The sequence below is a fragment of the Polyangiaceae bacterium genome (assembly GCA_020633205.1).
Lineage (GTDB): Bacteria > Myxococcota_A > Polyangia > Polyangiales > Polyangiaceae > JAHBVY01.
This window is the reverse complement of the sequence record JACKEB010000012.1, coordinates 104,804-120,163: the sequence shown is the minus strand read 5'-3', so window position 1 is coordinate 120,163 and position 15,360 is coordinate 104,804. Positions and strand designations below refer to the sequence as shown.

General features: G+C 63.8%; 16 protein-coding genes. 9 read left to right on the top strand and 7 right to left on the bottom strand.

The genetic code is table 11. The annotated features are described in order from the left end of the window. Positions 1-60: 60 nt before the first annotated feature. Entirely contained in the window at positions 61-399 is a 339-nt protein-coding gene (locus tag H6718_12555) for a winged helix-turn-helix transcriptional regulator (protein ID MCB9586225.1), read from the top strand. A gap of 8 nt (positions 400-407) precedes the next feature. After that, a complete protein-coding gene (locus H6718_12550) occupies positions 408-905 on the top strand; it encodes an SRPBCC domain-containing protein (protein MCB9586224.1) in 498 nt (165 codons plus the stop codon). Positions 906-916: 11 nt separating this feature from the next. On the opposite strand, the gene H6718_12545 is transcribed toward H6718_12550, so the two are convergent. The 3 genes from H6718_12545 to H6718_12535 all read right to left on the bottom strand — a co-directional run bounded on the left by H6718_12545 (position 917) and on the right by H6718_12535 (position 5,029). Beyond that, entirely contained in the window at positions 917-2,929 is a 2,013-nt protein-coding gene (locus H6718_12545) for a hypothetical protein (GenBank protein MCB9586223.1), read from the bottom strand. A 206-nt stretch (positions 2,930-3,135) separates the two neighbouring features. Continuing rightward, positions 3,136-3,906 carry a type 1 glutamine amidotransferase domain-containing protein gene (locus H6718_12540; GenBank protein ID MCB9586222.1) on the bottom strand — a complete coding sequence of 257 codons (771 nt, stop codon included), beginning with the start codon at positions 3,904-3,906 and terminating at the stop codon, positions 3,136-3,138. Between the two features lie 136 nt (positions 3,907-4,042). Further along, positions 4,043-5,029, bottom strand: a complete 987-nt coding sequence (locus H6718_12535; GenBank protein MCB9586221.1) for an NAD(P)-dependent alcohol dehydrogenase — start codon at positions 5,027-5,029, stop codon at positions 4,043-4,045. Positions 5,030-5,333: 304 nt separating this feature from the next. Between H6718_12535 and H6718_12530 the strand changes: the two genes are divergently transcribed. The 4 genes from H6718_12530 (at position 5,334) to H6718_12515 (ending at position 8,064) form a co-directional block, all read left to right on the top strand. Further along, positions 5,334-6,044, top strand: coding sequence for a TetR/AcrR family transcriptional regulator (locus tag H6718_12530; GenBank protein MCB9586220.1), 711 nt, complete (start codon positions 5,334-5,336; stop codon positions 6,042-6,044). After that, complete coding sequence (locus tag H6718_12525) at positions 6,041-7,024, top strand: NAD(P)-dependent oxidoreductase (protein MCB9586219.1); 984 nt, start codon at positions 6,041-6,043, stop codon at positions 7,022-7,024. The genes H6718_12530 and H6718_12525 overlap by 4 nt, the downstream gene beginning before the upstream one ends. Positions 7,025-7,228: 204 nt before the next feature. Beyond that, on the top strand, positions 7,229-7,669 hold the full coding sequence (locus tag H6718_12520; protein MCB9586218.1) for a winged helix-turn-helix transcriptional regulator: 441 nt from the start codon (positions 7,229-7,231) through the stop codon (positions 7,667-7,669). Then, positions 7,666-8,064 (top strand): VOC family protein, encoded by a 399-nt coding sequence (locus H6718_12515; protein MCB9586217.1) that lies wholly within the window; start codon positions 7,666-7,668, stop codon positions 8,062-8,064. Before H6718_12520 ends, H6718_12515 begins: the two co-directional genes overlap by 4 nt. Before the next feature lie 61 nt (positions 8,065-8,125). On the opposite strand, the gene H6718_12510 is transcribed toward H6718_12515, so the two are convergent. After that, positions 8,126-8,563 (bottom strand): hypothetical protein, encoded by a 438-nt coding sequence (locus H6718_12510; protein MCB9586216.1) that lies wholly within the window; start codon positions 8,561-8,563, stop codon positions 8,126-8,128. A 16-nt stretch (positions 8,564-8,579) separates the two neighbouring features. Next, positions 8,580-9,242: a helix-turn-helix transcriptional regulator gene (locus H6718_12505; GenBank protein ID MCB9586215.1), complete on the bottom strand. Its 663-nt coding sequence runs from the start codon at positions 9,240-9,242 to the stop codon at positions 8,580-8,582. An 85-nt stretch (positions 9,243-9,327) separates the two neighbouring features. Between H6718_12505 and H6718_12500 the strand changes: the two genes are divergently transcribed. Then, the gene (locus tag H6718_12500) at positions 9,328-10,137 is read left to right on the top strand and encodes a methyltransferase domain-containing protein (GenBank protein ID MCB9586214.1); all 810 of its coding nucleotides are present in this window, start codon (positions 9,328-9,330) and stop codon (positions 10,135-10,137) included. A gap of 28 nt (positions 10,138-10,165) precedes the next feature. Here H6718_12500 and H6718_12495 read toward each other — a convergent pair whose 3' ends face one another. After that, positions 10,166-11,110, bottom strand: coding sequence for an SDR family NAD(P)-dependent oxidoreductase (locus H6718_12495; protein ID MCB9586213.1), 945 nt, complete (start codon positions 11,108-11,110; stop codon positions 10,166-10,168). Between the two features lie 172 nt (positions 11,111-11,282). Here H6718_12495 and H6718_12490 point away from each other — a divergent pair, with 172 nt between their 5' ends. After that, positions 11,283-11,642 (top strand): MmcQ/YjbR family DNA-binding protein, encoded by a 360-nt coding sequence (locus H6718_12490; protein MCB9586212.1) that lies wholly within the window; start codon positions 11,283-11,285, stop codon positions 11,640-11,642. Here H6718_12490 and H6718_12485 read toward each other — a convergent pair. Then, entirely contained in the window at positions 11,639-13,609 is a 1,971-nt protein-coding gene (locus tag H6718_12485) for a pyruvate kinase (GenBank protein ID MCB9586211.1), read from the bottom strand. The two genes, H6718_12490 and H6718_12485, sit on opposite strands and share 4 nt — an antisense overlap. A 322-nt stretch (positions 13,610-13,931) precedes the next feature. Here H6718_12485 and H6718_12480 point away from each other — a divergent pair, with 322 nt between their 5' ends. Next, complete coding sequence (locus tag H6718_12480) at positions 13,932-15,359, top strand: DUF2403 domain-containing lipoprotein (protein MCB9586210.1); 1,428 nt, start codon at positions 13,932-13,934, stop codon at positions 15,357-15,359. Position 15,360: the final 1 nt, after the last annotated feature.

Below are 15,360 nucleotides of genomic sequence, written 5' to 3'. Positions count from 1 at the left end.
TGACGCCCTCGGTCGATTTATATTTACAGGCACGCATATATGGCCGTATGCATATACATCATGGCGAATGCAGATGTGTTCCAGACGTTGGCCGACCCAACGCGACGTCAGATCATCGAAGCCTTGCTGAGCGGTGAGCAGCAGGTGAACGACGTGGTCGAGAAGCTCTCGATCCATCAATCCGGCGTCTCTCGACACCTGCGCATCCTGCTCGACGCGGGGTTCGTGCAGATGCGTCCGGATGGCCAGCGTCGGCTCTATTCCCTACGTCCTGAGCCATTCCAGGCAGTGGACTCCTGGGTGTCGAGCTATCGCAGGTTGTGGGAGGCACGCCTCGATCGATTTGGGGATGCGCTGGAACGCAAACAACGCGCCAAGAAACAAGGAGGCAACGCGTGACCAGCAGTATCGACCCGAAAAAGTACCTGCGCATCGAGCGCACCTACAGCGCCCCACTCGAGGACCTATGGGACCTCTGGACGACGAAGGAAGGCTTCGAGGCCTGGTGGGGGCCACAGGGTTTCCGCGTGGAAGTTTTTGAGATCGACGTGCGCGTCGGTGGGCAGCTTCGCTATGACATGATTGCTGCCGGGGAGCAGGAGATCGCGGCGATGAAGGCTGGCGGCATGGACGTGAAGCACTACACCCACGGAGTGTTCACGGAAGTCGAGCGACATCGGCGGCTCACTTGTCGCTACGACATCGACTTCTTGCCCGGGGTGGAGACGTATACCAACGACGTCAGCGTCGAGTTCAGCGAAGAAGGCGACGAGGTGCGCATGCTGGTGCTCGTGCAGCGCCACCTCACCGACGAAATCAGTGCGGGAGCGCTGCAAGGCTTCACGAGTCAGCTGACGAAGCTACCTGACGTCCTCGCAGCTTGGGCGAAGCGGCGCCAGGTCTGAAAGTCAGCAAGTCACTGCGGAAGCTCGTCAAACACGTAGATCCAGCCGTCTTCGTCACCGCCTACCCCAATATCGCCCAACAGCTGCGTCCCGTTGGCGGTCGCATTCGTGAGGTGCGCCTTGGGGTGGGTTTGAGGTTGGAAGCTGATGTGCAGCGTGTTCGTTTGTGCGGTCACGCCTCCCACGAGGACGCGATCGCCAGCGACCACGAGGGTATTGGCCGTGTTGTCCTGAGAGCTTCCGAGCTGCCTTTGATAGAGCACGCTCTTGAGGTCCGCGCTCAGCACGGCGACGAAGGCGTCCAGGCTTCCGGCGTAAGCTCCGTGGGTGACGACGCCACTCGGCAGGTTCGCGGAGTTGGTCGCTCCCGAGATCACCACGTTGCCAGACGCAGTGAGGCCTACGCCTTCGATCCCCTCGCCCTTGGAGCCACCAAACAACGTCGCCGCCACCACCGAACCGTCAGGGTTCAAACGCACCACGTACGCGTCCCCGGGATAGTTGCCGAGGATGGGATTACCGCTCGGATAACCGCCTCCGCCGTAGTTCGGCTGAGCGGCTCCCGAGCCAGTCGCGGGATCGAGCGACGACAGCGCACCCGCTTGGTCGCCCGTGGCTGAGAAGCACCCCGAGTCGCGACACAGCGTATCGGCGACGACGATCGAGCCGTCGGTGTGCACGGCAAGGTTATGCGTGTCGCCGTTGACCGGTCCGGACGCGCCGAGGTAGCGGGTGAACACATGAGCGCCGCTCGAGCTGAGCTTCACCAGGTTGCCGTGGTTCACGCTCACACCACCACTCGGATAGGCACCGAAGATCTTGCTCGCGCCAGCGTTCGCGTTGAAGTCGCTCGATCTTCCGTGGGTCATGAAGACGACGCTGTCATCATTCATATCCACACGGATGCTGGGTTGGCTGCCATCGTTCGCGCTGCCGCCCAGCCTAGACGCCCAGAGCACGGACTTGCCGTTGGCCGCTAGCTTCACGACCAGAGAGTCCTCACCCCCAGATTTGTTGGTCTGAAAGGCCGAACCGAAAGCGCCGTTGCCCCACGCAGGCAACGTCGAGCCCGGCTGCAGGAAGGTTCCGACCAACACATTGCCCTGGGAATCCAGGGCCATGTCGCGAATGAACTCGTTGGCGCTCCCTCCCAAGTACGTCGCCCAAAGCAGATTGCCCGAGCTATCCAGGCGCGCAACGTAGCCGTCCTGCTCCCCGTAGGCGTTGGCCATGCTGTCACCGCCGAAGCCCGGTTGCACCGGGGAACCAGCGATGGGCGCGCACTTACCCGCCCGCCCCGCAAGCACGATGTCTCCGTTGGCCGCCACCTCCACGCCGTACGCGCGCTCGTAGTACGGGCCACCCAGGGTGGTCACCCACATCAGCTGGCCGCTAGCGTCCAGGCGCATCACGAACATGTCCATGTCCGCGCCGCTGCCAGACGTTCCGCCCGAACACGTGGATTTGACCTCGTTCTTGCTGGCCCCGCTCGGGATGAGGTCGTGGGACCCAGCGTTCACGAAGGTGCCACCGACCAGCACCATCCCACCATCGCTGGTGAAGGCGACGTCCCGCAGGTTGTCCTGGCGAGAACCACCCAAGTGGCGCGCGAACCGCGGAAGGTAGTCGAAAGCGCCCGAGCCGCTCCCCGCGGAACCACCCGCCCCGGCTGCGCCGCCGCTCGCGGTCCCAGCGCTACCGCCAGTGCCGCCGTTGCCAGCGCTGCCGCCGTTGCCAGCGCCGCCGCTGCCGCCCCCGACGCCGCTGCTCCCTCCAGTTGAAGCGCTCGCGCCGCTTCCACCAGCCGAGGTTCCCCCGACAGAGCTCGTACCGCCAGTCGTCTCACCGCCACTGGCGCCGCTACCCGCCGTGCCAGCTGTCGCCGAGCCACCAGAGCCGCCGCCCCCACCATTCGACGAGCCTCCGCTGTCGTCACTGCCACACGCCACCAGCAAGCACGCCCCAGCGCTCACCACGCCAAGCGGACGCATCGCCGCCATCAACCTAAGTCCAAAAGTCGACATAAGCCCTCGTTGGTCGAAGCGGGGGCAACCACATGGCGCTCGCCCCCGACAGCCTCAAGGCACCGACTTTCCCATACGCATAAAGCTATTCAAAGCGATCAACTCTGAGAATCACTCGCATCCAGAGCTAACGGCACTGAATGCCATCCCACAAGGAAATCCGCGCAATCTTTCCGCATGGCTATGTACCGAGGAACAGACTTCACTCAGCGCCCAAGTGTCTCGATCACGAGCGTCGCGGTCTCGGCGCCTGAGAAGTTCTGCTGCCCGGTGATCAAGTTGCCATCCCGCACGGCAAAGCCTCGCCACAAGCCACCCTGCACGTAGTTCGCGCCAAGCGCCTTGAGTGAGTCTTCGATACGCCAGGGCATGAGGTGCTTGTCACGAGGCAACGCCCCAAGCTCCCACACGGCGTTGTCCGCAAAATCTTCTTCGACATTGGCGAACCCCGTGATGGTTCTGCCCTTCACCAAGTATTCCCCTGAGGAAAGCTTCGCAAAACGCAGCACCGCGGTGCCGTGGCACAGCGCACAGGCGACCTTGCCAGCCTCGAAGAACTCAACGAACTTCTGATGCAGCCCGGTCGCTTGCTCGTAGGCAAACATCGGCGCCTGTCCCCCAGCGACGACAAGGGCGTCAAAGCGCTTCACATCGATCGCGCTCACGGGCTTGGTGTCTTCGAGCAGACCGGCGAGGTCCGGAGTCGACAAGAAGCCCATGCTGATGAGATCACTCGAGCTGTATCCGCTCGGATCTCGTGGGTCGCTCATCGCGTCCGCTTCGCACCTGCCGCCCTCGGGGCTGAACACTTCGACTTCGTACCCCGCCTCGCGAAAGGCGTAGTACGGGTGACTCAACTCGGACCACCAGAAGCCAACGGGCCAGCCGGTGGTGCTGGAAGTCGTCGGGTTGGCGATCACGATCGCGACGCGCTTCGGGTTCTGGGGGTTGCTGGCGTTGGGATCTCTCAGGCTCATGTGTAGCTGCTCCTCTGCGGGTTCAACCCGCGGCGCGTTGTCGGGGCACCGGCCCCAGCTCGCGCTCATTTCTGGGGTGAGGAGCAGCGCTTCAGCAATCGAAGGCGCTTCAATGAATCGTTGCAGCCGGTGCAACTCACACTTCGATCACGAGCTTTCCGCGGACACTGTGGCCTTCCGTCGCAGCGATCGCGCGCCTGACTTCGCCGAGCCCAAAGCGCTGCGTCACGACCGGGCGAAGCTTACCGGCCTCGATCAACTCGCGCAGAAACGCGAGGTCAGTCAGCTTGTCTTCGTGCACCAATGGCACCAGGCGTTGCCTACTGAAGAGCGACAGGAACAGCGCCTTGAACCAGCGATCCGTGCCCTTGAACCAGCGCAGGCGCCCCGAAAGTTCGTTGCGCGCCGAAGAGCCAACCAACACCAAGCTGCCACGCTCGGTGAGCGCCCGTCGGGTCTCTTCAAGGGAGTGGCTCTGCGCCAGATCCACGATCAGGTCGTAGCGCGCGGGCCCCTCGGTGAAGTCCTCGCGCGTGTAGTCAATCACCTCATCGGCGCCGAGCGACCGCACGAAGTCCTGATTTCTCGAGCTAGCGACGCCCGTTACGTGTGCCCCAAGCGCCTTGGCGATTTGCACGGCGAAGCTGCCGACTCCGCCGGAGGCGCCGTTGATGAGCACGCGTTGCCCGGCCTTGAGTTGCCCTGCGTCACGCAGGGCTTGGAGCGCCGTGAAGCCGGAGATGGGAACGACGGCCGCTTCCGCGAGGGATAAGTTGTGGGGCTTCACAAGCAGCTGGTTCGCGGGCACTGCGACGTACTCCGCGTACGCGCCGGCGCTCCAACCAAACACTTCGTCGCCCACCGCGAACTCAGTCACGCCCTCCCCCACTCCCACAACGACCCCCGCGAGGTCGAGCCCCAGCAGCTGGTTCTTCGGCGTGGTGAGTCCGGTCACCAACCGCGACGCGTATGGCAACCCGCGCAAGAGGTGCCACTCATCCGCCCCGACGCCCGCCGCAGCCACGCGCACCAGAACTTCACCCGCAGCAGGCCTGGGCACGTCGAGCTCGGTGAGCCGAAGTACCTCGGGACCGCCGTAGCTATCGCGCGCGACGGCACGCATCCTGTGGGGGATCCGCTCGCTGCCAGATGTCGCCGAAGCCGACGCGGGTTGAACTTGGATCCCTGCGGATGAGTCGCTGAGCGCGATGAGTTGTGCAGTCATGTTGGCTTCCTCTCTGCGGGAACGCTTGGCCCGCCAAAACTTACGCCGTAAGCTTACGGCGTAAGCTGAGTATGACTTACGGCGTAAGCACGTCAACCTGCGAAGCTCCAGGCAGCTCGTATCTCCCTGAAACTAAAAAGAATATTTTTCCTCGGCGGTGGGGCTTTCGCCCCGCGCGCGCTCCGGATAAAGCAAGCAACAGATGCCCAAGGCCGCCAAACCCACTCGCTCCCGGGCAAGCCGCTCGAGAGCCGCGGAGCCCAAGCCAACCCGCGAACCCCTGAGTCGCGAACGCATCCTCGAAGCCGCGCTCGGTCTCGCCAACCGAAGTGGGATCGCTGGGCTCTCCATGCGCAAGCTGGGCGACGAGCTCGGCGTGGAGGCCATGTCGCTCTACAATCACATCGCGAACAAGGACGAACTGATCGACGCCTTGATCGACCGAGTCGTCAGCGAGATCGAGCTGCCTACCACGGACGAGCACTGGAAAGCGGCGATGCGCAAGCGCGCCGTTTCCGCGCGAGAAGTGTTCAAGCGCTACCCTTGGGTGACCGCGTTGATGGAGACACGCAAGAACCCGGGCCCCGCGGCGCTGCGCTACTACGACTCGGTGATCGGCTGTCTGCGCCGCGGCGGCTTCTCGATCGCCATGGCAGCACACGCCTTCGCCCTCGTCGATAGCTACCTATATGGCTTCGCCCTGCAAGAGCAGAGCCTGCCCTTCGAGACGCCGGACGAAGCAAACGCCGTGGCCGAGGAGATGCTAGAAGAGCTTCCGCTGAAAGAGTTCCCCTACCTCACGGAAATGATCGTCGACCACGCGATGAAGCCCGGTTACAGCTTCGCCGCGGAGTTCGAGTACGGGCTCGATCTGATCCTCGACGGCCTCGAGCGCACGAAGAAGAAACGATGAAGATCTTGGTCACTGGGAGCGCGGGACACCTCGGTGAGGCGTTGATGCGCCTGCTTCACTCTTCGCTTCACGTCGCCACCGGCGTCGACCTGCTCCCAGGCCCGTACACCACGCAGGTGGGAGACATCGCCGACCGACGGTTCGTTGCCAGCGCGGTCCGTGGCGTGGATGCGATTCTCCACACAGCGACCTTGCACAAACCTCATGTCGCCACCCACGCGAAGCAAGCGTTCGTCGACACCAACATCACCGGGACACTGAACCTCCTGGAAGAGGCCCTGGCTCAGGGCTGCCGCTCACTGATCTTCACCTCGACTACTAGCACTTTTGGTCACGCGCTCGTGCCTGCCGCGGGAGCACCGGCTGCCTGGATCACGGAGGACGTACGCCCCATCCCGAAGAACATCTACGGCGTCACCAAGACGGCCGCCGAAGATCTGTGTGAGCTGTTTCAGCGCAAGCACGGCCTGCCGGTGTTGGTGCTCAAGACATCGCGCTTCTTTCCAGAGGCGGACGACAGTGCAGCGACGCGAGCAGGCTTTGACGACCTAAACGCCAAGGTCAACGAGCTGCTCTACCGGCGCCTCGACGTGGAGGACGCCGCGCGCGCCCACCTGCTCGCGCTCGAGCGCGCGGAGGAGATCGGCTTTGGGCGCTACATCTTGAGCGCCACCTCACCCTTCAAGCGGGACGATCTGCAGCTGCTCCGCACGGATCCAGCCGAGGTCGTGAGCCGCTACGTCGACTTCCAGTTGGAATATCAGAAGCGCGGTTGGCGCCTCTTCAACTCCATCGATCGCGTCTACGACAACTCCAAGGCGCGCGTTGAGCTGGGTTGGGAGCCGGTGCACACCTTCGAGCACGCCTTGGAGTGCCTCAAGCGAGGCGCCTCACCCTTTAGCGAGTTGATGCGGCAAATCGGCAGCAAGGGCTACCACCCAGGGCAACTCTTCGAGGGTGAACCTTTCCCTGTGGATTAAGCTCAGGAGCCAACTGTCCCTCACCCTCGAAGTCACCGACTTCACCAAAATTGCCGAAGGTCTCATCAGGCGCATCCGGGGTTCCACCCTACAAACGCCGGGAAGCGCAGGCCCCAGGTGGGTCGAGGGCACGCGTGACGTCCAACCTTCCCACTGCACCTGGAACGTTTGACAACCGTGCGTTTCGCACGCATAATCGTTGCGATGCGCACGCAAAATCTTGGTGGCCCCGCGCTGTTTCGCCTGGTGCGTTTTTGGTCGAGGCGCTGGGCCACTTTGCCGATGTCCCCCCATCTCGCTCACGTTCAAGTCGCCGAGGCAGTGCACGCCGCCGCCCTCCGCAGGCGGGAGGTCTCCATCGCCGAAATCGCGGAAGAACTCGGTCTGGACCGATCGGGAGCGAGTCGAATGGTGAGCGCCGCGGCCGAAGCTGGTTGCGTCGTCAAGCGCGTCGCTGGCGACGACGCCCGACGAAGTCAAATCGAACTGACAAGGCGTGGACGCGCCCTGCTCCGCGCTGCGCACCATTGGCAGCAATCAACCTTCGAACGCCTAACAGCGACCTGGCCGGATGAAGATGCTCAGCGTTTCGCAAGCTATCTGCTGCGACTCTCGAAGCAAGCGCTCGTGGAGGGAACACTGTGAGCGTTGTTCTGGATCACCTAGTCATTCCGGTGCGGGATCGACATACCTCCGCCGCCTTCGTCGCCTGGCTACTCGATGCGACGCAGCAAGCCGATGTCGGGGCGTTCACCCCCGTTGAAGTGGGCGCCCTGACGCTCAAGTTCGATGACCGCTTTCCTTGCAGCGTCGGACACTATGCATTCGCAGTGGACGCGGAGACATTCTTCCGAATTGCGCAACGATTGGTCGCATCCAGCGTGAACTTCGGATCCAGCCCGGAAGCCGGGTGGGATCGCGCGTTCGGAAGCGCCGACCAAACGATTCGGGTCTACGTGGAGGACGCGAATGGCCACCACTATGAGTTCTTCGCAACTGGAACACCGCCACGCGGGAGCGCGCGCCCTTTGGTCGATTGACTGAGACCAGCTTCCGTTTGGGATGAGCTAGGCGTCGCGTCGCCCCAGCGTTTCCCGGAGGTCATGGCGCACGCTTCAGACTGCTCCTCAACTGATCCACGACTTTCCGAATAGGTGCGAGGTCAGTCGCTTCCCAGCCGAGCTGCGCGACCGCGCGGGAGACTAAGTACCCAGGATGAGTGACCTGACCCGTCTCGTGTTCATACACTTCCCCGCCCCAACCGTAGATGTCCCGCTCAGGCACGCACACGATGACGGCAGCCATGTCACCGAACTCGATCACCGAGATGGCTGCCTCGGTTTCGAACGACGGCAAGAAGTGAAACTGCGCCGCGCGCGTTGCCCCCGCGGCCTCTTGGTCCAGCGAGGGAAGCCGAAGCACCCGCGCGCGCGTTGCCGCGTAGCGATCCTGGTAGGTGTCAGCCTCTGCCCCATCCCGTCGCTCCATGCCGCTAGGCTTCCACGGAAGTCGGGCGCGGGCCAGATCGATCTGATCCATGCGGATCCAAACGGTCTCAAGCTGGAAGCGCTCGGGCGTTCCAGGTGGGGAGCGCGCGCGCCAATTGCCTCGGCCCCTCCACGCGGATGTAGCCCGCGCTCAAAGCATCCCCCCACTCGATGCGCCCAATATGCCATTCGGTGAAGGCTTGGGAACGCGCCCAGACCGAGACGTCGACGTCGAAACCCGGATGGTCGTAGCAGAGCTCCGCGGCTCCACGCTCGATCAGCATCCAAAACCGCTGATAGCTGAGCGGCTGCTCCGGAAAGTCAAACTCGACGACCACGCGACGCTTCGGCAGGAGTTCCCGTCGCAGGTGGACGTGAGTCCAAGCCCAAAGCACAAAGCTCGGATCGGTATGCTGAGGTTGGAGTTCAATCCAGCGTTCTCCCCAAGCCGCCAGCGGACGGATCACGTGCCAGAGCGCGCGCCCGGCCTTGGTCAGCTGGTATTCCTTGCCCCGACGGCCGGCGATCTTCGACGTGACGACCACTCCCTTGTCCTCGAGGGTGCGCAAGCGGGCCACCAACAGCGAGCGGGAGATCCCCGGCAGGCCACTCGCGATATCGTTGAAGCGTGTACACCCGAGCAACAAATTGCGCAGGATGAGCAGCGTCCATCTTTCCGCGAGGATTTCTGAAGCGCGGGAGATGGGACAATACTGGCCGTAGCTGTGCATGACGCCAAGTTTGGGGGTGAGGGAGAGCCCGGCCAAGTCCATTCTTTGTACTTTAAGCCGCGTTGGGAGCCGCTAGTTCAAGCCCATGACCAATGAATCCACGGGACAGGTCTCCGCGAACGCCGCGGAGATCTATGAGCTGTTCTTCGTGCCTGCGCTGTTCTCCGAATGGGCACCACGCGTCGTGGAAGCCACAGGCCTGGCCTCGCATGAGCGGGCGCTAGACGTCGCCTGCGGAACCGGGGTCGTTGCCCGTCAGCTCGCCCTCTGCGCAGGCCCTGAACGAGTGCACGCGCTGGACCGCAACGCGGGCATGCTCGAGGTCGCACGCCGCCACGCCGATGGCATCTCCTGGCACGAAGGCAGAGCTGAAGCGCTGCCGTTTCCCGATGAGAGCTTCGATGTGCTCACCTGCCAGTTCGGTCTGATGTTTTTCGAGGATCGGATCGCCGCGCTTCGCGAGATGCAGCGGGTCTTACGCCCCGGCGGTCGGCTGTGTCTGGCCGTTTGGGGCCCCCTCGAGAGCACCCCTGGCTACCACGCGATGACCGAGCTCCTGCGCGAGCTATTTGGACCCGCGATCGCGCAGGAACTGGCAGCGCCCTACTGTCTCGGCGACCGCGAAGCATTGAGCGCCCTGCTGACTAAGGCGTGGGGAACCCCACCATGCATCACGAGCCTGGTGGGCTCTGGGCGCTTCCCGTCGCTATCCGACTGGATCCACACGGATGTAAAAGGGTGGACGCTCGCGGACCGCATCGACGCGGCGGGACTCAGTCGCCTGCTCGAGGAAGCCCCCAAACGCTTAGCCAGGTTCGTGCTACCCGACGGACAGGTCGAGTTCGCGAGCCCGGGCCATCTCGCGAGCTGGACCAAGCCCCAGCAGGATGTTTGAGCAACACCCCTAGGAGCCCCGTGCACCGCTAAAACGTGAAGCGCTCTGCAACCAGCCGCTCAGACTCCGCCCACAGGCGCTGAGCGAGCTGCGGGTCTACCGCGTAGGAACGCACGCCGGCAGTCGCGGTGGGGTCGTCGTTCACCTCGGAGACGTGGCAATCCTCGAGGTAGCAACCACCGCGCTCTGCAAGCTCCGGCGCGGTCGCGGCGTAGACCGTCGTCGCCGCACCGGCTTCGACGGTCTTCATGCGCGAAGTGGTGCCGCGCTTGCGGAAGCCTTCGAAGTCTTCCTGGTCCATGTGCCGGATGAGCTCGGTGATGATCACGCCAGGGTGCACGGCGTAGGCGTGAACGCCTCGCGCGCCGAGACGCCGCTCGAGCTCCACGGCATGGAGAACATTTGCTGTCTTGGCTTGGCCGTACGCGACCCACTTGTCGTAGTCGCGCTGCTCGAAGTTTGGATCCTCGAGGTTCAGTGGCGAGATAAAATGCCCCCGACTCGAGAGATTCACGATGCGCGCCGGTGCCCCAGCCAGCAACGCGGGCACCAAGAGCCCGGTCAGCAGAAAGTGCCCGAGATGGTTCGTACCGAATTGCTGCTCGAAGCCGTCGCTCGTTTCGCCCTTGGGGCAGGCCATCACCCCGGCGTTGTTGATCAGTAGCTGGAGCTTCGGGTTTCGTTCGAGAAACCGCGTCGCGAAGGCGCGAACACTGGCTAGGCGATCGAGCTCGAGCTGTTCAACGCTTACCCTCGCAGATGTTTCCTCACGGATCTTTTTCGCGACCGCCTCGGCCTTCTCCAAGTTGCGGGCGGTGATCACCACCTCAGCGCCATGAGCCGCCAGCGCGCGTGCAGTCTCGACGCCGAGGCCGCTGGAGCCTCCGGTCACCAGGGCGAGCTGTCCCGTCAAATCGACGCCAGCAAGCACCTCGGAGGTCGTGGTGTCGTGCCCAAAATCGCTGCGAGCCATCACCGCGTATGGTACTCGTCAGGGGGCGTCTCATGACTCGAATCGTCTCGTTGCTCCCGTCGGCTACGGAGATCGTGTGCGCCTTGGGGATTTGAGCGCTTGTGTGCACCCGCGGAGTTCGCCGACTTCGCGCACAAGTACGCAAAGCTGTTGCTACCGTGGAGCAAACCGGATGACAGGCATCTCCCAAGCCTCTCTCGAACGCCTGCGCGGGCTGTGTCTCGCGCTACCGGAAGTCACTGAAAAGGTGGCGTGGGGAGACCCGACGTGGCGCGTGCGAGACAAGATCTTCGTGATGCAGAAGGGCAACTTCGAAGGCGGTAGGCCTTCGGTCTGGCTCAAGTCGACCGCTGAAGCGCGAGATCCGCTGGTGAAAGCCCGACCGAAGGTGTTCTTCGTTCCCCCCTACGTAGGCCACAAAGGCTGGATCGGAGCGTATGTGGATGGCCGCGTGCCCTGGAGCTTGCTGTCGGAACTGATCCGCGAGAGCTACCGCCAGACCGCGCCGAAGCGTCTGGCCGGGCTCGTCTAGCTGATCCGCACGGCAATATTGGAGGGTAGCGACTCGCTCGGGGGAGCGCTTCGGCTCGGCCCCTGGGGACGCTCTTCGAATGACGAGACGCTCAACGCGCGCGCGAGGCTGCGCTTCTTGAAGCGGTGCTTTTCCATTCGCTCCAAGATGTCCGCGAGGGTGCGCACCGCGTCCACCACGTGAGGCCCCTTGTTGAGCATCACGCACTCGGCGGCGACGCTGGCCGCAGCATCCGTGACCTCCGCGCGGGATGGGACGCCGGTTTTCGCGAGATTATCGAGCACCTGCGTCGCCCAGATCGCTGGAACGTGACTCGCCTCGCACAACCAGAGCATTTCCTCCTGGACCTCGGCTAGGCGCTCGAACCCGACCTCAACGGCCAAGTCGCCGCGGGCGATCATCACCCCGAGGGGCGGGCGCTGAAGCGCCTGGAGCAGTAGGCGTGGCAAATTCTGGAAGCCGCTGCGGGTTTCGATCTTGAGAATCACTCCGATGTCTCGGCGTCCGAGTCGGTCGAGTTCGAGATGCAGCGCTTCGACGTCTTCGGGTGTGCGCGCGAAGGAGAGGCTCACAGCGTCAGCGTACTGCGCGACGAAGGGTAGCGCCGCGAGATCGTCTGCCTGAAGCGCCTTGATGGGCAAGTCGGAGTCGGGCAAGTTGATGCCTTTTTCCGCCCGGATCCGGACGCTGGAGCGCTGTGTACGCGTCACCTTGAGCAGGTATTCTCGCTCCGTGGGTCGAGCGTCGATCACCACGGCCTCCACCTTGCCATCGTCGAACAACACGCGGTGACCGACGTGGAGGCCGTCGAGCGCTGCGGCCAGGGTGCAGGCGATCTCACCCCGTGTCTCCAGCTCGCCGCTCGAGCTGCGCTTGGGTGGCGAGCAAAACGCCCGGGTACCACTCAGCACCAGCTCGTCGTCCACGCGCATCTCCACCGCCGCGTCTGCGCCACTCGGCACCTGGATGCGCAGCCTTCCCAGGGAGTCGTCATGCCGCCGATGGGTCGCCTCGACTTCTTCCAGCACATACGCGCGAGCCATCGCTTCGAGCACCGCGGTGTCCGCGTCGAGGCTCACCACGGAAAGCGCACGGCGTTTTCCTCGGGTGTCGCGGAACTCGAGAGAGTCTCCCGCCTTCAGTGTCGCGAACCCATCGTCGCCAAGCACAAGCTCCGCCTCGGGTCCCTCCCCACTCGGAGCGGACTCCCGGCGCAGGAGCACGCGCGCCGGTGACACGACTCGGCCAAGCTCGTCCTTCTCGGGCTTCCAGGTCGCTACGCGGGGCGCGCCCTGAATGGCCCCCGTACGGATCTTCGGGCCTGCCAGATCCATGAGGATACGACACGGCAGCTTGGTGAGTTCGCTTGCCTGACGGACTGCACTCGCCAACCGCCCCCACTCCGCTGGTCCCTCGTGCGCGCAGTTGATCCGCAACACGTTCATCCCCGCGCGCAGCATCGTCTCCATCCATGGGGCGTCTCCTTCGCTGGCGCTCGGCGCCGTGACCATGATGTAAACGTGGCGCTCTGCTGGTTTCGGTCCGAGCAGCTCCCGAGTGTGTTGATGGAGCGCCTCCATCCCCGCCGACCAATCGAGAGCGCAGGACGTGGGCAGCGCCGGATCAAGCTGCAGAGCCGTTTGGGCGTCGGTGTCCTTGCGCCAGGCGAGCGCCTCACGAGTCCGATCGAGGACGCTGCGAATCGTACCAAGGACACAGCCTTCCAGACGGCCGAGCGAGGACAGACCGAGGTCGGCAAGCTCGACTTGCAGGTCGCGTAGATCCTGTTGGCGAAGCGCGATGTAGTGCACCAGATTCCTCGCGCTGTCCCGTCGCTCCGACGGGATGCGATCTAACGCGGTCTGCATCTCGGTCTCCAGCCCAAGCATTCGCTGTTCGATCTCCTGCAGCCGGTCGCGCACGTGGAGCAGCGCTCGCTGGATCCCAACCTGGTGCTCGTTCGTCATTCGCGCGAAGCGTAGGCCAAACCATGCGGCCTTTCGAGGGAGCTCAGAGTCGCGCAAGGCTTGCCGGAGGGGCACCACCGGTGAGCACGACTCCGCCGATTCTTCGCAGGTCGCGGGTCACCCTTGGCTCACCGAAATGTCACCTGGCGGACACGGTTCGCTTTCCGCGCGGTATCGCCACGTCAGTGCATTGGTCTTCTCCATGGGCAAATGGACGAGCAGCTACGGGCGGCTCAAAGCCAAAAGATGTCAAGTGGATCCGTTGGCTTTCTTCGGGTACTTCTCGTCACGGATCTCCGAGCTTTCGGCAACCAGCCCAAGGATGGGAAGTCTCACCTCGACCATCTCAGCGCCTTGGTACTCTTTCCTGCTCCTCGGCGCCTCCGCGCTGACCGCCAGCGCCTGCCAAAGCGACGGCAAGTCCAGCGCAGGAAGCGGAGGAAACGGCGCCGTCTCCGCGGGAGGGTCAGCTCAAGGCGGAAGCTCGAGTGGAGCCGCCGGGGCTGGCAACGCCGCCTCCGCCGGCTCGACGAACGGAGGATCCGCAAGCGGGGGGACGACGGGCGGCGCTGGCAACGGCGGATCCGGCAACGGCGGAAGCGGTAATCAGCCACCGACTCTGGGTGGTGGCCTGGGAGAATACCCCACGGAAACAAGCGACCTTACCCTCGGCGGCAGCATGACGTTCACGAACGTTGGCGCTCCCGGTTGGTGGCCGAGGCGCATCGACCGCGCGCCGGGCGATGCAGCCTGCAACTACAAGGACGGCACCGACACCTGGGGCGGCCACTGCTGCATGAAGGAGCAGCACAGCCAGAGTAACGCCCTCGCACCCTTCGACGAGGAGATGACGCTGATCCTCAAGGCCATCGATATAAAGCAGGTCGCTGTTTATCAACCTCAGGCTGCGTCTACTGCCTGGGGACTTGTTTCCGCCTGGGATCGCCGCACAGGCGAGGGTCAGAACCTGGCATTCACCCAAGATCAGGCCCCGATGACTCAGATCAGCGGGGAGCTCATCCACGATGACTGCGTGTGGTACCTCGCGCAGAATCAAGCCTTCGATTGCGGGGACGGCAGAGACTATTTCTGCCCCGACGACCCAGGAGTGAAACGCCTCGGCTGGCGAGGCTCGAAGTTGTTCGTGCTCCTCGCTTCGATGACCTTCGATGACGCAGGAGTCAGCGCCTGCAACGGTACTGGCCAAGGCCACCCAGGACCGTGGGTTGCCCTGGTGGCCTCCGAGCTGATCCGCGACGGCGCGCGCAAATGGAACGGCGCCTGCAACTGCTACTCGAAGACGGGCAGCGTCGGCGACGGCTGCGGCGAGATCAACCTGTTCGAAGTCGTGATGGACAACAACCAGTACAGTAACCGCGAGTTCATCAGCACGGGCGTGCGCTCGTACCAAGCAGGACATGTGGGCGGCAATGTCTGCGGCAGCGGGTGCGCCCGAGATGACTTCCCTGCGGATGCGACCGTCGTCGATGCTTGCGGGAAGCAAGCCTACGGCCGGGGACCGGAGATCGCCGTAGGCGGAGCCGCCGACGGTTGCCCAGTGTGGAAGCGTCCCATCGGTGATCGCTACTTCCTCGTGTTGCTCGACGAGTCACAGCGCAGCATCCAGCTCGCGATCGTGCATCCAGACAACATCCCCAGTCAGGCCGCCGCGCTCCTCCCGAGCCTCCCGGCAGACCTACCTCGCGCTGCCATTGATGCGCTGCTCGCGCTGCGCCTACCCTCGAACTAAC